The following is an 18537-nucleotide window of genomic DNA, read 5'->3' as shown; positions in this document are numbered from 1 at the left end:
TCATGACGACCGGCGCACCAGATAGCGAGGGACGCCGTCGTCGGCGAGGTCGTCGCCGACGTACTCCTGGCCCTTCATCCGGCACCAGGCCGGCACGTCGTAGCGGGCCGCCACGTCGTCGGCGACGACGACGACCAGCCCGCCCACCTCGACCTCGCCGATGCGGCGGGCCAGCTCGATGATCGGCGCCGGGCAGAGCAGGCCGCGGCAGTCGAGCTCGAGGGTGCTCACGACCGCAGCTCCGCGACGACCCGCGGCAGCACGGCGCAGAAGGCGTCGACGTCGGCCTCGGTGGTCTCGCGGGCGAGGGAGACCCGCACGTTGCCGTGGGTGAGGGCGCCCATCGCCGCGAGCACCCGCGACGGCTCGAGCGTCGACGCCGTGCACGCCGACCCGCTCGCCACGCCGAACCCGTGGCGGTCGAGCTCGGTGACCAGTCGTTCGCCGTTGACGTAGAGCACCGAGAACGTCACGAGGTGCGGGAGCCGCTCGACCGGGTCGCCGACGACGTCGACGTCGTCGATCGCGGCCGCGGCGGCCCGGATGCGGTCGATCCAGGCGTGGTGGCGGGCGTTGGTCTCGTCGCGCTCGGCCACCACCGCCTGCAGCGCGGCCGCGGCGGCCAGCGCTGCGGGGACGTTCTCGAAGCCGACCGCCCGCGCGTCGGCCCGGTCGTCGAGCGGGAAGGGCGTCGTCCAGGGGGCGCGGTGGCGCACCAGCAGGACGCCGACGCCGGCCGGCCCGCCCCACTTGTGCGCCGAGCCCGCGAGCGTCGTCCAGCGGCGGGGGAGGGGGCGGCGTCCCATGGCGGCGCACGCGTCGACGAACAGCGCCACGTCGTCGGGCACGTCGTCGAGCGGTTGGACCGTGCCGACCTCGTGGTTGGCTGCCTGGAGCGCCACGACCTCGCCGGGGTGGACGTCGACCGCGACGCGCCCCGTGCGGTCGACCGGCAGCGTGCGCAACGGACGCCGCGACCACGCTGCCGCGTGCGCGACCGCCGAGTGCTCGACGTCGGCGAGCGCGAGCCGCGCACCGGCGCCGGCGTGCTCGAGCAGCCCGAGCAGGCCCCGGTGCACCGCCTCGGTGCCCGAGCCCGTGAACGTGACCTCGTCGGCCCGCACCCCGAGGCACTCGGCCACGACGGCCCGCGCGTTGTCGAGCAGGAGGCGGGCGTTGCGGGCCGGGTGGTGCAGCCGGCGGGGGTCGGCCCAGCCGGCGTCGAGGGCCGCCAGGAGGGTCTCGCGGGCCGCCGGGTGCAGGGGCTCGGACGACGCGGAGTCGAGGTAGCGCGCGGGTCTGGCCTGGTCGTCGGGCACGTCACCGATCCAACCACCCACCCGGGGACGCCGACGGGCTCCCGTCGCGGTACTGTGCTGTTGTTCGTGACCGCCTGAGAGAAGGGCTCGTTCGTGGGTCTGCAACTCCCCGAGCGTTCGGGTCGCCGGCGATTCCGCCGCGTCGGCCTGGCCGCCCTGCTGGGCCTCACCCTCGCCGTCCTGGCCGGGTGTGGATCTGACACCGAGCTCGAGCGGCTCGCCATGCCCAAGCCCGCCACCGTCGAGGGCGAGCACACGCTCGACCTGTGGCAGGGCGCCTGGATCGCCGCGCTCATCACCGGCGTCGTCGTCTGGGGTCTCATCTTCTACGCGATCTGGCGCTTCCGCCGTCGCCACGACGACGAGGTCCCTGTGCAGACGCGCTACAACCTGCCGCTGGAGATCTTCTACACGATCTTCCCGATCATCATGGTCATCGTCTTCTTCGACCACACGATCCAGACGCAGAACCAGGTGCTCAACAACCCCGACGACCCGGTCGACAACACCGTCTACGTCGTGGGCTACCAGTGGCAGTGGGGCCTCAACTACCCCGACGAGGTCGAGGAGGACGGCGAGGCCGTCAACGTCTACGACTTCCCCGGTGGCGGCGAGATCCCCACCTTCTACATCCCGGTCAACGAGACCACGCGCTTCGAGCTGCGTAGCCCCGACGTCATCCACAACTTCGGCGTCCCGGCGTTCCTCATCAAGATGGACGTCATGCCCGGCCAGGAGAACCACTACCAGGTCACGCCCAAGGTGGAGGGCACGTTCGCCGGCAAGTGCTACGAGCTGTGCGGCGTCTACCACTCGCGGATGATCTTCAACATCAAGGTGGTCTCGCGCGACGAGTACGACCAGCACCTGCAAGACCTCGCCGACGCCGGCAACACCTCCGAGGCGCCGGTCTGTGGCCCCGACTTCGCTACCAAGCAGGTCGGCAACGACGAGTCCGAGACGGAGGTCTGCGAGCTGTGACCGCTACCGCTGACCCGACGATCACCGAGGCGCCGGCGCGCAAGCCGCTCGGCGAAGAGCTCGTCAAGATCATGACGACCACCGATCACAAGCTGATCGGCAAGATGTACCTGATCACCTCGTTCGCGTGGTTCCTGCTGGCCGGCCTGATGGCTCTGGTCATCCGCTCCGAGCTGGCGTTCCCGGGCAGCCAGGTCGTCAACGAGGAGCTGTACAACCAGCTCTTCACGATGCACGGCACGATCATGCTGCTGCTGTTCGCGACGCCGCTGTTCTTCGGCTTCGCCAACGTGATCATGCCGCTCCAGATCGGCTCGCCCGACGTCGCGTTCCCGCGGCTCAACATGTTCAGCTACTGGCTGTTCCTGTTCGGCGGACTCATCGCCGGCTCCGGCTTCCTGACCCCGGGTGGCGCCGCCTCGTTCGGCTGGTTCGCCTACACCCCGCTCTCCGACGCGATCCGCTCGCCCGGCGTCGGCGGTGACCTGTGGATCATGGGTCTGTGGATGGCCGGTCTCGGCTCCATCCTCGGCGCGGTCAACTTCATCACCACGATCATCTGCATGCGCGCGCCCGGCATGACCATGTTCCGGATGCCGCTGTTCGTGTGGAACGTGCTCATCACCAGCCTGCTCGTGCTGGTGGCGTTCCCGATCCTCGCCGGCGCGCTGCTGTCGCTCGAGGCCGACCGGCTCTTCGGCGCCCACGTGTTCGACACCGCTCACGGCGGCGCGATCTTGTGGCAGCACCTGTTCTGGTTCTTCGGTCACCCCGAGGTCTACATCATCGCGCTGCCGTTCTTCGGCATCATCACCGAGATCCTGCCGGTCTTCAGCCGCAAGCCGCTCTTCGGCTACGTCGGCCTGGTCGGCGCGACGCTCGGCATCGCGATCTTGTCGGTGGCCGTGTGGGCCCACCACATGTTCGTCACCGGCGCGGTCAACCTGGCCTTCTTCTCCGGCATGACGTTCTTGATCGCCGTCCCCACAGGCGTGAAGTTCTTCAACTGGATCGGCACGATGTGGGGCGGGTCGATATCTTTCGACACCCCCATGCTGTGGTCGATCGGCTTCTTGACGACCTTCCTGTTCGGTGGTCTCACGGGCATCATCCTGGCCAGCCCGCCCCTCGACTTCCACGTCTCCGACTCCTACTTCGTGGTGGCGCACTTCCACTACGTGGTGTTCGGAACAGTGGTGTTCGCGATGTTCGCCGGCTTCTACTTCTGGTGGCCGAAGATGACCGGGCGCATGCTCGACGAGCGCCTCGGCAAGCTGCACTTCTGGATCCTGTTCGTCGGCTTCCACCTGACCTTCCTCGTGCAGCACTGGCTGGGTGTCGAGGGCATGCCGCGTCGCTACGCCGACTATCTCGAGCGCGACGGCTGGGCGCTGCTCAACCAGGTCTCGACCGTGGGCTCGTTCCTGCTCGGCGCCTCGATGCTGCCGTTCTTCTACAACCTCTACGTCTCGCGCAAGGCGCCCAAGGTCGACGTCGACGACCCGTGGGGCTGGGGTCGTTCGCTCGAGTGGGCCACCAGCTGCCCGCCGCCGCGGCACAACTTCCACTCGATCCCGCGCATCCGCTCCGAGTCGCCGGCCTTCGACCTGCACCACCCGGAGATCGCCGCGATCGAGCTCGACGACAACCAGTCCGCACGCGACGGCAAGTTCGCCGACGCCCCGGACATGGAAGGTCGCGAGGAGCTGATCAAGGACCGCCTGAACGACGACGGCGACCCGAGCAACGGAGGCAAGCAGTGAAGTCCGAGGCCTGGATCTTCGGGGTCACGACCGTCTTCCTCGTGCTCGTGACGCCCGCCTACTGGCTCGTCACCGACGCCAGCGACCGCGGCGGTGACTGGACCGGCACGTCGGCCCTGGTCATGACCGGCCTGCTGACGTTGATGGTCACCCTCTACCTGGGTTTCCACGCCAAGAAGATGGACCCCCGTCCCGAGGACCGCAAGGACGGCGAGATCGCCGACGGCGCCGGCGAGCTCGGGTTCTTCCCGCCGTACTCCTGGTGGCCCCTGTGGTGCGGCCTCACCCTCGCCGTCATCGTGTTCGGCATGGCGGTCTCGGCCTGGTGGATGGTCATCATCGGTTTCGCGCTCGGCACGCTGGCCACGGCCGGACTGGTGTTCGAGTACTACCGGGGTGAGCACGCCCACTGAGCCCGCGGGTTTCGCGAATCGGATCCCTTCAGTCGTCCAGTTACGATTGAGGGGATCCGTTTCTCGTTCTTTGGGGTGTCCCGATGTCCGCTCGTCCCGCCGCTCGCCTCGCCTCCGCCGGCCTGGCCGCCGTCCTGGCCCTGACCCTGGCGGCATGCAGCCAGGGCTCCGACGGCGACGCCCCGGCCGCCCGTCAGGGCGACGCCACCGGCAGCACCGACGGCGGTGCGACCGGCTCCGGCGTCGCCGACGCGCCGCAGGGCCCGGTCGTCGACGCCAACGTGCGCAAGGGCGCCTCCGATGTCCCCGTCTCCACGCTCGTCAAGGTCTCCACGGCCAGTGGCGAGCTGACCGACGTCTCCGTCACCTCGGCCGACGGCGAGCTGCCCGGCGCCGTCAGCGACGACGGGCTGACCTGGACGGCGTCCGACCGCCTCGAGCCGGGGGTCGCCTACACGCTGAAGGCGACCGCCGACGAGAACGGCGCGACCACCCAGCTGCGCCGCAAGTTCACCGCGCAGGCCCTCACGCTCGACGAGCAGACCTACCCCTCCGTCGCTCCGCTGCAGGGCGAGACGGTCGGCGTCGGCATGCCCGTCGTCGTCAGCTTCGACCTGCCGGTCACCGACAAGGCCGCCTTCGAGCGCAACATGACCGTCACCTCGACGCCGGCCCAGCCGGGCTCCTGGCACTGGCTCAACGACAACACCGTGCACTGGCGCCCGAAGTCCTACTGGCAGCCCGGCACCAAGGTGAGCGTGGCGGTCGACGTCAACGGCGTCGACGCCGGCAACGGCATCTACGGCCAGGAGAACCGCGACGTCGACTTCACGATCGGCAAGGCGCACATCTACCAGGTCAACGCGCAGACGCACGAGATGAAGGTCTTCGAGAACGGCAAGCTGCTCCGCACCCTGCCGATCACCACCGGCAAGGAGGGCTTCACCACCCGGTCGGGCACGAAGGTCATCATGGAGAAGTTCGCCTCGAAGCGGATGAACTCCGAGACCGTCGGCATCCCGCAGGGCTCGTCGGAGTCCTACGACATCGACAACGTCCAGTGGGCCATGCGGCTCACGTCCTCCGGTGAGTTCATCCACGCCGCGCCGTGGTCGGTCGGCTCACAGGGCAACGCCAACGTCTCGCACGGCTGCACGGGCATGAGCACGGCCGACGCCGACTGGCTCTACCGCATGAGCGTGCGCGGCGACGTCGTCGAGTACACCGGCACCGATCGCCCCATGACCCTCGACAACGGCTACGGCGACTGGAACGTCGGGTTCAAGGAGTACTCCGACGGCTCGGCCCTCTGACCTGCCGGGGCCCTACGGCGTGGCCTCGGCGCAGAGCTCGGCGGGAGCATCGCCGGAGTTGACCACCGGTCCACCCTCCACCGCGTAGGCGACACCGCCGTCGAACTCGACGTAGCGGTCGCCGGCCTGGCCGGGCTCGCAGTCGACGAACGTCGGCTGGACCGTGTCGCCGTCATCGTCACAGCCGCGGTACGGGTCGGGCAGGACCTCCCCGACGGCCCACGTCTCGGAGCAGGGCGGCAATGCCGCCTCCCGCTCGGCGATGGGGGCGGTCGACGCTCCGGTCGCGTCGTCCGGCTCGTCGGATCCTCCACATCCGCTCAGGGCGAGGACGACGGCGGGAACCAGCACGAGGAGGGGGCGCACGTGTCGACCCTACGGGCGTGCGTCGCCACCGAGGGGTGAGGACTCACGCGCCACGGCGGCCACCGCGGTGCGCCGGGTCCGCGTGCTCCAGCATGATGTCGGGGTGACGTCAGCGCCCACCTCCGCCGCGGGGCGGGGATACGGACGGTGGCGCCGGCGGACGGGTCACCGTCCAGTTCCACCCGAACTGGCCATCGGGGACCGGCCTGGTCCTCGAGTCGATGGCTCGTGACGGGACCTATCGCTCGCAGTTCGAGACCGGGACGTCGAACGGCGGCCTGACGGCGTTCCTGGGCGGCGACCGGTGGCGGTGGGAGAACCGTCTGTTCGACGGCCGGTACGACGGCGCCCCGGCCTCCGACCGTCCCGTCTACGGCGCCTGGGACCGGCGCCACGACCCGTACGGCGGGGCGATCCGGTTCGGGTCCTCCTACTTCCGGCTCCGGCCCGAGGTCACCGCGCGCTGCACGTTCTGCTTCCCGGACTCGGCCTTCGGCCCCGTCGACGTCGGAGGTCCCGACCTGTTGCCGCACCTGTCGCGGATGGCCGACGAGTCCGGCCTCGACGACCTCGACGACTGCGTGAAGGCTCATGTGCACGGCGGGCTGCGGTTCGACGCAGACGTCGAGGCCCTGGTCCTCGACCCGTGCTTCCTCGGCACCGAGGTCGAACGGGCGGCGCGGGCCCTCGGGTGCCCCGTCGAGACCCATCCGGGGTTCCGCGCGTCGTCTGATGACATCGATCCGGCGTACCGCGGCCCGGAGGTAGCCGCCCTGGCGCGGTCGTGGGGGAGGGAGCTGACTCCCGCCGTCGTCGGCGACGCGGCAGGCTCCGGCCGATACCCAGCGCAGCAGGTCAAGCAGGTGTGGCATTGCCTGGCCCGCTACGGGCGTCAGCGCTAGACGCCCGAGGATCGGACGTGTCGGGGCGAGACGCAGAACGGCCCGCCGCACACGTGCGACGGGCCGAGCTGGTGGAGCGGTGGATCAGTGGTCGCCGCGGAGCGACTCTCCCTCGACGGCGTGGTGACCGTCGAACTGGTGACCGTCGGCCGCGCGGCCGTCGAGCGCGGCGGTGAGCGCGTGCTCGTGCTCGGCGTGGTGGTGCGCCTCCTCGATCTCCGCAGCCGTCGGCTTCTGGATGTTGTCGGCGAACATCAGCGTCGAGAGCTTGGCGCGGACGCCGTCGAGCCGGCCACCGGGGGCCGCCACGCCGTTCTCGTCGACCTGGCCGTTGGCGGTGAACACGGTCTCGCGGTCGCGGGCCGTGATCTTGTAGGCCTCGGCCTCGCTGATCGGCAGGTGGCGCTCGGAGTAGCCGCCCTCGGGGGACCGCATGATGATGCCGGTCTCGTAGCCGTGGAGCAGCTTCTGCTCGTCGTGGCGCTGCAGCGAGATGCACCAGCGCTTGGTGACGATGAAGGCGATCAGCGGCCCGACGAAGATCATCACTCGCATGAAGTAGGTGATCTGGTTGATCGACAGGTGCAGCTTGATCGCGATGATGTCGTTGCCGCCCGCGGCCCAGGCGAGGCCGTAGAAGGTCATCAACGAGACCATGAGCGCGGTGCGCGTCGGAGCGTCACGCGGACGCTGCAACAGGTGGTGCTCGCGCTTGTCGCCCGTGATCCACGAGTCGATGAACGGCAGCAGGATCAGGATCGTCAGCATCAGCGGCGGCACGATGAGGATCGGGATCATCACGTTCCACGAGATCGTGTAGCCGAAGATCACCGACTCCCAGCCGGGGATGATGCGCAGCAGTCCGTCGGGCCAGCCCATGTACCAGTCGGGCTGCGAGCCGGCGGTGACCTTGGTCGGGTCGTAGGGACCGAACTTCCAGACCGGGTTGATGGTCAGCATGCCGCCCATCACCGCGATCACGCCGAAGACGATGAAGAAGAACCCGCCGGCCTTGGCCGCGTAGACGGGCAGCATCGGGTAGCCGACGACGTTGTCGTTGGTGCGGCCCGGACCGGCCCACTGGGTGTGCTTGTGGTAGACGAGCAGCAGCATGTGAGCCGCGATCAGGCCCAGCAGGATGCCGGGGATCAGCAGCACGTGGATGATGTAGAGCCGCGGGATGATCGAGTCACCCGGGAACTCGCCGCCGAACAGGAAGAACGACATGTAGGAGCCCACCACGGGGGTGGCCTTCAAGAAGCCGTCGGCGGCGCGGACGCCGGTGCCCGAGAGCAGGTCGTCGGGCAGCGAGTAGCCGGTGAAGCCCTCGAGGGTGCCGAGGAGCAGCAGCAGGCAGCCGATGACCCAGTTGAGCTCGCGCGGCTTGCGGAACGCACCGGTGAACCACACGCGGAGCATGTGGATCATCATCGCGGCGATGAAGATCATCGCGGCCCAGTGGTGCATCTGCCGCATGAGCAGGCCGCCACGGACGTCGAAGGAGATCTTCAGCGTCGAGGCCATCGACTCCGACATCTCGACGCCGCGCAGCGGGTCGTAGGAGCCCTGGTACTGGACCTCGCCCATGCTCGGCACGAACCACAGGGTCAGGAACACGCCCGTGAGCAGCAGGACGACGAAGCTCCACAGCGCGATCTCGCCGAGCATGAACGACCAGTGGTCGGGGAAGACCTTGCGGAGCTGTTTCTTCATGGCCGTGCCGAGGCCCAGGCGCTCGTCGGCCCAGGTGGCCACGGCACCGGCCTTGTTCGGCTTCTTCGGGGTGGCGGCGCCGGTGTTGCTGTCGGCGACCTTGCTCGTGTCGATGCTCATGCCTTCTCACGGCTCCAGTAGCTGGGTCCGACCGGTTGACGGAAGTCGCCGTCGGCGACCAGGTAGCCCTCTTCGTCGACCTTGAGCGGCAGCTGGGGGAGCGGCCGGCCAGCGGGTCCGAACACCACTCTAGCCGAGTCGGAAAGGTCGAAGGTCGACTGATGACAGGGGCACAGCACGTGGTGGGTGGTGCGCTCGTAGAGGGAGATCGGGCAGCCGACGTGGCTGCAGATCTTCGAGTAGCACAGGACGCCGTCGACGTCCCAGTTGTCGCCCTGCTGGGACTTGATCTCGTCGGGCTCCATCTTGACGATGATCACCGCGCCCTTGGCCTTCGCGACCTGCAGGTCGACGCCGACGAGGTCGAACATGCCGTCGGGCACACCGTTGACGAGGTCGCCGATCTGGAGGTCGGAGGCCCGGATGGGCGTGCCGACGACGTCGCGGACGACGCGCACCTGCGGCTTGGTGCCGAACAGCGTGTGCTGCAGGCCCTTGCCGGTGGCCTTGTCCTCGACCTGACCCGGCGTGGGACCGAGGTCGCGGAGGAGGACGACGGCGGGGGCGCCGAGCAGGCCCACGGCCAGCAGCAGGGAGCGGCGGATGAGGGGAGTGCGCGCGATCGCGGACTCCTCGATGCCGGTCTCGAGCGCCTCGACGGTCTTGGCGCGGTCGTCGTCGGAAGAACCCGCCGGGTGACGCATCTCGACGATCTCGTGGTCGGCCATGAGCTTGCGGGCCCACTGGATGACGCCGACGCCGATGAGCATGAGCGCGAAGCCGAGCGTGAGGCCCAGGAACAGCGTGGAGGCACCGAGGCCGCCGAAGGTGTTCCAGTTGTCGCCGACGTCGAGGACGAAGTAGGTGACGACGAACAGCACCGTGGCCACGGCCGAGAGGGTGAACAGCAGGGAGACCTGCCGCTCGGCCCGCTTGGCGGCGCCCTCGTCGACGTCGGTGGGGCGCCAGGTGTGGGCCGGCAGGCCCGGGTTGGCCAGCGGCTCGTTCTCGTCGCGCAGGGCCGGTATGTGGTGCTCGTCGTGCGAGTCGTCGTCGTTCGGGCCGTCGTGCTTGTTGAGGTCGGTCACGACCGCGCGCCTCCGTCGGTCTCGGGTTCGCCGGACGAGAGGTTGACCGGCAGGTGGCCTCGGTCGTCCGTGGACTTGGACTTCGAGGAACGGGTGGTGTGGGCGGCGATCCAGATGGCGAAGGCGACCAGCCCGCCGATGCCGACGAGCCAGGCGAACAGGCCCTCGCTCACCGGACCGAGGGAGCCGAGGCCGAAGCCGCCGTAGCCGGGGGTCTCTTCGGTGTCCTTGAGGTAGGCGATGACGTCGCGCTTCTCGTCCGGCGTCAGGTTGCCGTCGGAGAACGACGGCATCGACTGCGGACCCGTGAGGAGCGCCTCGTAGATGTGGATGGACTCGACGCCGCGCAGGGTGGGCGCGAAGCCGCCCCGCGGCATGGCTCCGCCCGAGCCGTCGAAGTTGTGGCAGGCGGTGCAGTTGGTGAGGAAGATCTGGCCGCCGCGGGTGATGGCGTCCTGACGCTCCTCGTCGGTGAGGTCGTCGGGCAGCGTGTAGGCCGAGGCGTCGGGGATGGCCGGGCCGGCGCCGAGGCTGGCGACGTAGGCCGCGAGCTGGCGGGTCTGCTCCTCGTCGTAGACGCGCGGCTTGCGCACGGCCTGCTGGCCGGGCTGGGTCATCGGCATGCGGCCCGTGCCGACCTGGAAGTCGACCGAGGCCGCTCCGACGTCGGTGAGTGCGGGGCCGTACTGGGTGCCGTCGACGGTGAGGACGCCCTCACCGTTCTGGCCGTGGCAGAACGAGCAACCGACGAGGAAGAGCTCGCGGCCCGCCTCGACGTCGTCGGCCGACGTCTGCTGCGAGTCGGCGGTGGCGGTGCTCGACATGATGAGCGAGTAGCCGCCGCCGATGGCCAGGAGCGCCATCAGGAGCACGGCCACGCCGGCCAGCGGCCCGCGGCGGTGGCGGGAGAGGCGTCCGGCAGTTCGGTTGAGAAGTCGCACGGTGTGTTGTGTCCCTAGGTCGTCTCTGTCGTCTTCGACTTGATCGATCGACTACTTGATGAGGTAGATCGTCGCGAACAGACCGATCCACACGACGTCGACGAAGTGCCAGTAGTAGGACACGACGATCGCGCTGACAGCTTGCTCGTGGGTGAACTTGCGGGCCAGGTAGGTGCGCCCGAGAACGAGGAGGAAGGCGATGAGCCCGCCGGTCACGTGGATGCCGTGGAAGCCGGTGGTGAGGTAGAACATCGTGCCGTAGGCCGAGTCAGGGATCGTGATGCCCTCGTGGATGAGCTCGGCGTACTCCAGCGCCTGGCCGCCGATGAAGATGGCGCCCATGACGTAGGTGAGGATGAACCACTCGCGCAGGCCCCACTTGCGGAAGTCGAGCAGCCCCCCGGAGCGCCCGACCTGGCCGCGCTCGGCGGCAAAGACGCCGAGCTGGCAGGTGAGCGACGACAGCACCAGGATCGTGGTGTTCGCCGAGGCGAAGGGGACGTTGAGGGCCTCGGTGTTCTCGGCCCACAGCTCGGGGCTGACCGCCCGGATCGTGAAGTACGACGCGAAGAGCGCCGCGAAGAACATGAGCTCGCTCGAGAGCCAGATGATGGTGCCCACCGCAACCATCGACGGTCGGTCGTGGTGCCCGTGGAGACGGGAAGCCGGGATGGTTGCAGTCGTTGCCACAGCAGCATTATGTCCTGCCCACTCGGCGCTGCCACCACCCACCCCGCAACGGGTGAGCGCGTACTGTCGAACCCGTGCCCGGACCGCTCTCGACCGCCGCGCTGACCGCCTCGGAGGCGCTCCCGCGACTGACCCCCGAGGCGTTCTGGACCCAGTGGTCGCTTGCCCCGCTCCCGCTCGTCATCACCGTCTGGGCCGGTGGCCTCTACCTGCTCGGCGTGGCCACGCTGCGTCGCCGCGGCGACCGCTGGCCGGTCGGTCGCACCGTCGCCTTCGTCGGCGTCGGGCTCGGGGCCTTCTACGTCGCCACCTCGTCGGGCCTGGCCGCCTACGACACCACGCTGCTGAGCGCGCACATGGTCCAGCACATGGTGCTGTCGATGGTGGTGCCGCTGTTCCTGGCCCTCGGCGCCCCGGTCACGCTCGCCCTGCGCACGCTGCCGGCCCGCCCTCGGCGGTGGCTGCTCGCCGTGTTGCACTCGCGGGTGGCCCGGGTGCTCTCGTTCCCGCCCCTGACGTTCGGGCTCTACATCATCTCGCCGTGGGCCCTCTACTACTCCGGCTGGTACCGCGCCTCGCTCGACTCGGTGTTCGTGCACGAGATGATGCACGTGCACCTCGTCGCCGTCGGCGCACTGTTCTTCTGGCCGCTCGTCGGCATCGACCCCCTGCCCGGGCGGGTGGGCTACCCGTTCCGGGTGCTGCTGACCGTGCTCACGCTGCCGTTCCACGCCTTCCTCGGCGTGACGATCATGGGCCAGACGACCCTGCTCGGCGGCGACTACTACCCGCGGCTCGCGCAGGGACCGATGGGCTCGTGGCTGCCGGACCCCTACGCCGACCAAGAGCTCGCCGGCGGCCTGCTGTGGGCCTCGGGCGACCTCATCGGGCTCAGCTTCTTCGCCGTCCTGTTCGTGCAGTGGGTCCGCTCGTCGATGGCCGAGGCCAAGCGCGAGGACCGGCGCCTCGACCTGGTCGAGGCGCGGGAGGCGCGAGAACGGGCCGCGGCGCGCGACGGGGTGTGACGTGGCTAGCATGAGCGCGTGGCCACCGCTTCGAACGCCCCGCGCCTGAAGGTGCTCGTCTACAGCGACGACTCCTCCGTCCGCCAGCAGGTGATCCTGGCGCTCGGACGCCGTCCGCACCCCGACCTGCCCGAGGTCGAGTACGTCGAGGTGGCCACCGAGCCGGTCGTCATCCAGAACATGGACGCCGGCGGCATCGCCCTGGCGATCCTCGACGGCGAGGCCGCGCCGGTGGGCGGCATGGGCATCGCCAAGCAGCTCAAGGACGAGATCTACCACTGCCCGCCGATCCTCGTGCTCACCGGACGCCCCCAGGACGCCTGGCTGGCCACGTGGTCGCGGGCCGAGGCGGCGGTGCCGCACCCGCTCGACCCGATCCAGCTGGCCGAGGCCGTGGTCGGGCTGCTGCGTCCGCGCGTGCCCGCCGGCGAGTAGGCGTGAGCGCGTGGCCTGAGGTCCTCTCCGCGCTGGTCGCAGGACACGACCTCAGCCAGGAGCAGTCCGCCTGGGCGATGGGCGAGATCCTCGCCGGCGAGGCGACGCCCGCCCAGATCGCCGGGTTCGCCGTCGCCCTGCGGGCCAAGGGCGAGACGGTCGCCGAGGTGACCGGTCTCGCCGACGCGATGTACGCCCGCCGGACGCCGATCAGCGTCGAGGGCCGCCTGCTCGACGTCGTCGGCACGGGTGCCGACCGCTCCAACTCGGTCAACATCTCGACGATGGCGGCCATCGTGGCCGCGGGCGCCGGCGTCACCGTGGTCAAGCACGGCAACCGGTCGGCGTCCTCGCTCGCCGGCAGCGCCGACGTGCTCGAGGCGCTCGGCATCCGCCTCGACCTGCCCGCCGAGCGGGTGGCCGAGGTCGCCGTCGAGGCGGGCATCACGTTCTGCTTCGCTGCCGCGTTCAACCCGGCCATGCGGCACACCGCCGTGCCGCGCCGCGAGCTCGGCATCGGCACGACGTTCAACTTCCTCGGTCCGCTCGCCAACCCGGTGCGCCCCGCCGCCCAGGCCATCGGCTGCGCCGACCCGCGCATGCTGGCCGTCATGGCGGGCGTCTTCGCGGCCCGCGGCTCCGACGCCTGGGTCTTCCGCGGCGACGACGGCCTCGACGAGCTGACCACGACCACGACGTCCACCGTCTACGTCACGACGGGTGGGGAGGTGGCCGAGCCGGTCACCGTCGACCCGGTCGCGCTCGGCCTCGCCCCGGCGACGACGGAGGACCTGCGTGGCGGCGACGCCGCCCACAACGCCGACGTCGTGCGTCGCATGCTGGCCGGAGAGACCGGGCCGGTCCGTGACGCGGTCGTGCTCAACGCCGGCGCTGCGCTCGCCGTCCACGCGGCCGACGGGCTGCCGGTCGACGAGTCGCTGGCCGCCGGCATCGCCCGCGCCAGCGAGGCCATCGACTCCGGGGGCGCGCAGGCCGCACTCGACCGGTGGGTCGCGGCCGCCTCGGCCTGACTCAGACCAGGTCGAGCACGAACTCGCGGCCGTTGGGCCGGAAGCCGACCTTGCCGTAGTAGGCGCCGACCATGTCCGGCGGCGAGATCACGTGCCGGAACCCGAGCCGGGCCCAGATGCCGCTGTCGCGCCACACGAACTCGCCGGGGGTGAAGTCGCGGAACCGCGGCGTCACGTAGTCGAGCCGCACCTGCGCGACGTCGCCGTCGGCGTCGATGAGGACGACGCCCACGGTCTCGTCGCCCTTGAGCACGAGGAACGCGTGGTCGCGCTCGACGACCGGCTGCCACGTCGAGCCCGGCTGGTAGCGCCGGATGTCGTCGCCGTGCACCGCGAGCAGGCGGTGGAGATAGGCGTCGTCGAGCCCGACCTCGATCACCTCGAAGGCCGTCTCGTCGTGCCGCGCGCGGAGCAGCGTGACCAGGAACCACACGTTGATCGCCGACAGCACCAGGTTCATGCCGACCATCGGCCACACCTCGACGAACGCGTTGAACGCCACGAGGATCACGCACGCCACCAGGTTGAGTGCGCGGAACCGCAGCACCCGGGTCTGGAGCAGCGAGAACACCAGCAGGGCGCTGCCGCCCCAGCCGAGGACGTCGAGCCAGGTCATCGGGGGAGCGTAGCCTCCGTCACATCTCCCACCCAGTCGGCGAGCGCGGCTCGGAGCTACCGCCAGGTCAGTCGAGGCCGAGCGAGAACGCCGACTCGAGGTCGTGGCGCGAGTAGGCGCGGAACGCGATGTGGGTCTCGGTCTCGCGGACGCCGGACACCTTGTTCAGCTTGTCGGCGACGACGGCGGCGACGTCGTCGTGGTGGCGGACGCGCACCATGGCGATGAGGTCGATCTGGCCGGTCACGGAGTAGACCTCGGTGACGCCGTCGATGGCCGCGATCGCCTCGGCGACCTCCGGGATCGCCTCGACCTCGGCCTTCACGAACACGATGGCGGTGATCATGGGGTCAGCGTAGTGCCGCTCACGCCGGTGCGAACGCGGCCGGCTCGGGCAGGTTGACGCGACGGAGCTCGCGGGTGGCGCCCGCGACCGGGCAGGTCCACTCGCCGTCGACGTGCACGAGCCGGACGGCGGGGGCCTCGAGCCACCTCAGCACGCGCTCGGTCTCCTCGGCGGTGGCGACCGGGGTGGGGCCGGGCGTGCCGGTGGGTGGGAGCACCGTCTCGGCGCCGGCGCGCAGCTCGGCCACGTAGGCGTGGGCGTCGGCGCCCGGGGGGATGACGCCGGCGGCCGCCAACCGCCCGAACCGGACGACGTGCACGGCCCAGCGACCGTCGTCGTCGCGCCGGGTGGCGACCAGCTCGGCGCAGTGGGTGAGCGAGGTGAGGCGCTGGGTGCGGGCGGCGGCGCGGACGAACGCGGCGAGCCGGTCGCGGTGCACGCCGGCCTCCTCGAAGCGCTCGTCGGCGGCGAGCGCGGCCATGCGCGCGTTGACGACGTCGACGACGTCGTCGGGGTTGCGCAGCAGCGTCTCGCGCAGCTGCCGGACGACGGCGGCGTAGGTGTGCTCGTCGACGCTGCCGTCGCAGGGCGACAGGCAGCGGCCCATCTCGGCGAGCACGCACGGGCTGCGCGAAGGACGGCGTCCGAACCGGTCGGTGCACTGACGCACGGGGAACGTGTCGTGGAGCGCGGCCAGGCACTTCTCGGCGGCCCCGCGCGAGCCGAACGGGCCGAGGTAGTCGGCGTCGTCGTCGAGCACCTTGGTGACCATAGACAGCCTCGGCCACGCCTCGCGGGTGAGCTTGACGAAGGTGGTCTTCTCCGGGAACTTCGAGCGCCGGTTGTAGGACGGCTTGTGCTGGGCGATCAGGCGCAGCTCGCGCACCTCGGCCTCGAGCGGGGTGGCGCACTCGACGGCGGTGACGGTGGCGGCCAGGCGCACCATCTCGCCCATGCGCGAGCGGGTCTCCGATGCGGTGAAGTAGGACTGCACCCGCTTGCGCACGTCGCGCGAGGTGCCGACGTAGAGCACCCGGTCGCGGTCGTCACGGAAGAGGTAGACACCCGGGCAGTGGGGGAGGCCGTCGGCGAGGTGACGCTTCTTGCGCTGAGCGGCAGTGACCCGCGACGAGAAGGTCTGCAGCTCCTCCAACGTCGAGACGCCCTGGGCGCCGACGCGCTCCATGAGCCCGTGCAGCACGTCGACCGTGGCGCGGGCGTCGCTCAGCGCGCGGTGGTTGGGCTTGGTGGTCGAGCGGAACGCCTTGGCGAGCGAGGACAGCTTGCAGTTGGGGGCGTCGTCGCGGGTGATCACGCGGCGGGCCAGCACCGCGGTGTCGACGACCTCGAAGCCCGGCCACGGTCGTTGCTGCTGCTCGGCGAAGTGCTGGAGGAACCCGACGTCGAAGGGCGCGTTGTGGGCCACGAGCACGCACCCCTGTGCGAACTCGAGGAACGCCGGCAGCACCGACTCGATGGGTGGGGCGCCGGCCACCATCGAGTTGCTGATGCCGGTGAGGACGGCGATGAACGCCGGGATCTCGGTGTGCGGGTTGACCAGCGTCTGGAACTCGCCGAGCACCTCGCCGCCGCGCACCTTGACCGCGCCGACCTCGGTGATCATCGAGCCGGCCGCCGCCGACCCACCGGTGGTCTCGAGGTCGACCACGCAGAACGTGATGTCGGCCAGCGGCCGGCCGATCTCGTCGAAGCTGCGCTGGGCCTCCCACTGTGTGCCGCCGCTCGCACCGACACGCGACGGCGTGCGGGCGGCGGTGCTCATGCCTCCGGACGCTAGACGGCGCCACCGACACAACCGGGGACGACACTCGGGGCGTGCCCGTGGAGGCGGCCGAACCGGTTGTGTCGGTGGTGGCTGTCACCGTCGTGGACATGACGACACGGATCGACTGCGACTCCTGCGTGGTGCGCGGGCTGGCCTGCCACGACTGCGTGGTCACGGTGCTGCTCGGGCCGCCTCCCGAGCTCGAGGCGCTCACCATCGACGACGACGACCGCCTGGCGCTCGACGTCCTGGCCGGCAGCGGACTGGTGCCGCCCCTGCGACTGGTCGAGCCGGTCACCGGTCCCGAGGTCGAGTCGGCGTGAACCCCGACCGGGCTCGTCCGTCGGTCGGGGAGCGCATCCACGAGACGGACGGGGCCTGTGGGACACGCCACGCCGCGATTCGGACGAAGGTTTGGCGGCATTTCCGACCGCCCATTACGGTGGCCTCTGGCGTACGTGGCCCTGGGTCCATCCGGTCCCTCGCGCACGCCGCGCTGAGTCTCCCGTCGTCCGCGGCGGGGGAGCCGGGGAACCAATCTTTCTGGGGTGAATCACCCGCGAGACGCCGCCACAGCACCGTGGCAGCAGGAGCGGGGGTAGGGCGAGTCGTGCCCGAGTCCGTCAGCTCACCCGGTAGGCGTACGACACGCAAAGGAACCGCCCCGCTGTGATCAGCCCCCGGACGCGCATCGCCTCCGTGGTCTCAGGAGTCGCGCTCGTCGCGTCCCTGGGACTCGTGTCCAGCTCCCCGGCCCACGCCGAGCCCGACATCGACGACGTCCAGGCCCGGGTCGACAAGCTCTACCACGAGGCCGAGCAGGCCTCCGAGCGCTACAACGACACCAAGATCGAGCTCGACGGTCTCCGCGACGACCTCGGCTCGCTCAAGGCCGACGAGAAGCGTGCCGAGGCCGCGCTCGACTCCGTCCGCGCCGACGCCCGGCAGAGCATCCGCCGCTCCTACACCCGCAGCGACCTCAGCGTCGTCAGCCGGATCATCACCGACGGCGACCCGTCGGCGCTGCTCTCGGAGATGTCGGCCCTCAGCTCCTACCGCCAGGTGCAGGACGGCGTCTTCGACGACTACGCCACCGGCCTGGAGGCGCTCGACATCCGTCGCGAGGCCACCCAGCAGCGCGTCGACCGGCTGGCCGACCTCGAGGCCAAGCTGGGCGAGGAGAAGGAGACCGTCGAGGGCAAGCTCGCCGAGTCGAAGGAGCTGCTCGGTGAGCTCAAGGAGGAGGAGCGGCGCGAGCTGCTCTCGCGCGGCAGCACCCGCATCCCCTCCGACGTGCCGGCCTCCGGTCGCGCCGCCGCCGCCGTGCAGTACGCCATGGCGCAGGTCGGCGACGCCTACGTCTGGGGCGCGGCCGGGCCCGACGCCTTCGACTGCTCCGGCTTCACCATGATGGCGTGGGCCCAGGCCGGCGTCGGCCTGCCGCACTCGTCGAGCATGCAGTACAACACCGGCACGCGCGTCGCGGCCTCCGACCTGCAGCCCGGCGACCTCGTCTTCTACTACAGCCCGATCAGCCACGTCGGCATGTACATCGGCAACGGCATGATCGTGCACGCGGCCAACCCGAGCTCCGGCGTCCGCGTGTCGCCGCTCTACGAGATGCCCTACGTGGGCGCGGTCCGCCCGGGCTGACGGATGACCCGCTGACCGACCAGACCGATCGCACGA

The 18537-nt window shown here is 70.3% G+C and carries 19 protein-coding genes, 1 pseudogene and 1 riboswitch; of the genes and pseudogenes, 10 read left to right on the top strand and 10 right to left on the bottom strand.

The features are described from left to right. Together ABFT23_RS14770 and ABFT23_RS14765 are read right to left on the bottom strand one after the other, a co-directional pair. The gene (locus ABFT23_RS14770; protein ID WP_347896453.1) at nucleotides 1-231 is read right to left on the bottom strand and encodes a sulfurtransferase TusA family protein; all 231 of its coding nucleotides are present in this window, start codon (nucleotides 229-231) and stop codon (nucleotides 1-3) included. After that, nucleotides 228-1319 carry a cysteine desulfurase family protein gene (locus tag ABFT23_RS14765; protein ID WP_347896451.1) on the bottom strand — a complete coding sequence of 364 codons (1092 nt, stop codon included), beginning with the start codon at nucleotides 1317-1319 and terminating at the stop codon, nucleotides 228-230. The genes ABFT23_RS14770 and ABFT23_RS14765 overlap by 4 nt, the downstream gene beginning before the upstream one ends. A 93-nt stretch (nucleotides 1320-1412) precedes the next feature. Here ABFT23_RS14765 and ctaC point away from each other — a divergent pair, with 93 nt between their 5' ends. The 4 genes from ctaC (at nucleotide 1413) to ABFT23_RS14745 (ending at nucleotide 5789) form a co-directional block, all read left to right on the top strand. Continuing rightward, nucleotides 1413-2300, top strand: coding sequence for an aa3-type cytochrome oxidase subunit II (gene ctaC / locus ABFT23_RS14760; protein WP_347896448.1), 888 nt, complete (start codon nucleotides 1413-1415; stop codon nucleotides 2298-2300). Next, nucleotides 2297-4063, top strand: coding sequence for an aa3-type cytochrome oxidase subunit I (gene ctaD, locus ABFT23_RS14755; RefSeq protein ID WP_347896446.1), 1767 nt, complete (start codon nucleotides 2297-2299; stop codon nucleotides 4061-4063). The genes ctaC and ctaD overlap by 4 nt, the downstream gene beginning before the upstream one ends. Then, a complete protein-coding gene (locus ABFT23_RS14750; protein WP_347896444.1) occupies nucleotides 4060-4476 on the top strand; it encodes a cytochrome c oxidase subunit 4 in 417 nt (138 codons plus the stop codon). The genes ctaD and ABFT23_RS14750 overlap by 4 nt, the downstream gene beginning before the upstream one ends. Nucleotides 4477-4559: 83 nt before the next feature. Further along, the gene (locus tag ABFT23_RS14745; RefSeq protein WP_347896442.1) at nucleotides 4560-5789 is read left to right on the top strand and encodes a L,D-transpeptidase; all 1230 of its coding nucleotides are present in this window, start codon (nucleotides 4560-4562) and stop codon (nucleotides 5787-5789) included. A gap of 12 nt (nucleotides 5790-5801) precedes the next feature. Here the strand turns inward: ABFT23_RS14745 and ABFT23_RS14740 are convergent, their stop codons facing one another. After that, nucleotides 5802-6155, bottom strand: coding sequence for a hypothetical protein (locus ABFT23_RS14740; protein ID WP_347896441.1), 354 nt, complete (start codon nucleotides 6153-6155; stop codon nucleotides 5802-5804). A gap of 173 nt (nucleotides 6156-6328) precedes the next feature. Here ABFT23_RS14740 and ABFT23_RS14735 point away from each other — a divergent pair. Continuing rightward, a pseudogene (locus ABFT23_RS14735) lies at nucleotides 6329-7057 on the top strand (DUF3626 domain-containing protein); the annotation flags it as partial. An 84-nt stretch (nucleotides 7058-7141) separates the two neighbouring features. Here ABFT23_RS14735 and qcrB read toward each other — a convergent pair. Genes qcrB through ctaE form a run of 4 tightly spaced genes read right to left on the bottom strand, consistent with a single transcriptional unit; the run spans nucleotide 7142 to nucleotide 11609 of the window. After that, nucleotides 7142-8890 carry a cytochrome bc1 complex cytochrome b subunit gene (gene qcrB, locus ABFT23_RS14730; protein WP_347896439.1) on the bottom strand — a complete coding sequence of 583 codons (1749 nt, stop codon included), beginning with the start codon at nucleotides 8888-8890 and terminating at the stop codon, nucleotides 7142-7144. After that, on the bottom strand, nucleotides 8887-9978 hold the full coding sequence (qcrA, locus tag ABFT23_RS14725; RefSeq protein ID WP_347896438.1) for a cytochrome bc1 complex Rieske iron-sulfur subunit: 1092 nt from the start codon (nucleotides 9976-9978) through the stop codon (nucleotides 8887-8889). The genes qcrB and qcrA overlap by 4 nt, the downstream gene beginning before the upstream one ends. Then, on the bottom strand, nucleotides 9975-10919 hold the full coding sequence (gene qcrC, locus ABFT23_RS14720; RefSeq protein ID WP_457623508.1) for a cytochrome bc1 complex diheme cytochrome c subunit: 945 nt from the start codon (nucleotides 10917-10919) through the stop codon (nucleotides 9975-9977). The genes qcrA and qcrC overlap by 4 nt, the downstream gene beginning before the upstream one ends. A gap of 51 nt (nucleotides 10920-10970) precedes the next feature. After that, the gene (gene ctaE / locus ABFT23_RS14715; RefSeq protein ID WP_457623506.1) at nucleotides 10971-11609 is read right to left on the bottom strand and encodes an aa3-type cytochrome oxidase subunit III; all 639 of its coding nucleotides are present in this window, start codon (nucleotides 11607-11609) and stop codon (nucleotides 10971-10973) included. 74 nt (nucleotides 11610-11683) lie between these two features. Between ctaE and ABFT23_RS14710 the strand changes: the two genes are divergently transcribed. Genes ABFT23_RS14710 through trpD form a run of 3 tightly spaced genes read left to right on the top strand, consistent with a single transcriptional unit; the run spans nucleotide 11684 to nucleotide 14100 of the window. Next, nucleotides 11684-12634 carry a cytochrome c oxidase assembly protein gene (locus tag ABFT23_RS14710; protein ID WP_347896434.1) on the top strand — a complete coding sequence of 317 codons (951 nt, stop codon included), beginning with the start codon at nucleotides 11684-11686 and terminating at the stop codon, nucleotides 12632-12634. Nucleotides 12635-12652: 18 nt separating this feature from the next. Continuing rightward, nucleotides 12653-13069, top strand: a complete 417-nt coding sequence (locus tag ABFT23_RS14705) for an Rv3143 family two-component system response regulator (RefSeq protein ID WP_347896433.1) — start codon at nucleotides 12653-12655, stop codon at nucleotides 13067-13069. A gap of 2 nt (nucleotides 13070-13071) precedes the next feature. After that, nucleotides 13072-14100: an anthranilate phosphoribosyltransferase gene (gene trpD / locus ABFT23_RS14700; RefSeq protein WP_347896431.1), complete on the top strand. Its 1029-nt coding sequence runs from the start codon at nucleotides 13072-13074 to the stop codon at nucleotides 14098-14100. Nucleotide 14101: 1 nt separating this feature from the next. Here the strand turns inward: trpD and ABFT23_RS14695 are convergent, their stop codons facing one another. The 3 genes from ABFT23_RS14695 to ABFT23_RS14685 form a co-directional block, all read right to left on the bottom strand. Beyond that, nucleotides 14102-14716: a hypothetical protein gene (locus ABFT23_RS14695; RefSeq protein WP_347896430.1), complete on the bottom strand. Its 615-nt coding sequence runs from the start codon at nucleotides 14714-14716 to the stop codon at nucleotides 14102-14104. A gap of 67 nt (nucleotides 14717-14783) precedes the next feature. Next, on the bottom strand, nucleotides 14784-15062 hold the full coding sequence (locus tag ABFT23_RS14690; RefSeq protein ID WP_347896428.1) for an Lrp/AsnC family transcriptional regulator: 279 nt from the start codon (nucleotides 15060-15062) through the stop codon (nucleotides 14784-14786). A 19-nt stretch (nucleotides 15063-15081) separates the two neighbouring features. Then, entirely contained in the window at nucleotides 15082-16845 is a 1764-nt protein-coding gene (locus ABFT23_RS14685; RefSeq protein WP_347896426.1) for a DEDD exonuclease domain-containing protein, read from the bottom strand. Between the two features lie 110 nt (nucleotides 16846-16955). Between ABFT23_RS14685 and ABFT23_RS14680 the strand changes: the two genes are divergently transcribed. Together ABFT23_RS14680 and ABFT23_RS14675 are read left to right on the top strand one after the other, a co-directional pair. Beyond that, nucleotides 16956-17171, top strand: coding sequence for a hypothetical protein (locus ABFT23_RS14680; protein WP_347896424.1), 216 nt, complete (start codon nucleotides 16956-16958; stop codon nucleotides 17169-17171). Nucleotides 17172-17332: 161 nt separating this feature from the next. After that, nucleotides 17333-17506: riboswitch (cyclic di-AMP (ydaO/yuaA leader) on the top strand. A gap of 80 nt (nucleotides 17507-17586) precedes the next feature. Beyond that, on the top strand, nucleotides 17587-18501 hold the full coding sequence (locus ABFT23_RS14675) for a C40 family peptidase (protein ID WP_347896423.1): 915 nt from the start codon (nucleotides 17587-17589) through the stop codon (nucleotides 18499-18501). Nucleotides 18502-18537: the final 36 nt, after the last annotated feature.

The sequence above is a fragment of the Nocardioides secundeburneus genome (assembly GCF_039939255.1).
GTDB lineage: Bacteria > Actinomycetota > Actinomycetes > Propionibacteriales > Nocardioidaceae > Nocardioides.
This window is presented reverse-complemented; position numbering and strand designations above follow the sequence as displayed.

What these genes read in the sequence shown, in the direction of transcription:
- ABFT23_RS14695 (WP_347896430.1), bottom strand. Translation starts at nt 14,716, where the DNA reads ATGACCTGGCTCGACGTCCTCGGCTGGGGCGGCAGCGCCCTGCTGGTG.
- ABFT23_RS14680 (WP_347896424.1), top strand. Translation starts at nt 16,956, where the DNA reads ATGACGACACGGATCGACTGCGACTCCTGCGTGGTGCGCGGGCTGGCC.
- ABFT23_RS14685 (WP_347896426.1), bottom strand. Translation starts at nt 16,845, where the DNA reads ATGAGCACCGCCGCCCGCACGCCGTCGCGTGTCGGTGCGAGCGGCGGC.
- ABFT23_RS14690 (WP_347896428.1), bottom strand. Translation starts at nt 15,062, where the DNA reads ATGATCACCGCCATCGTGTTCGTGAAGGCCGAGGTCGAGGCGATCCCG.
- qcrB (WP_347896439.1), bottom strand. Translation starts at nt 8,890, where the DNA reads ATGAGCATCGACACGAGCAAGGTCGCCGACAGCAACACCGGCGCCGCC.
- ABFT23_RS14745 (WP_347896442.1), top strand. Translation starts at nt 4,560, where the DNA reads ATGTCCGCTCGTCCCGCCGCTCGCCTCGCCTCCGCCGGCCTGGCCGCC.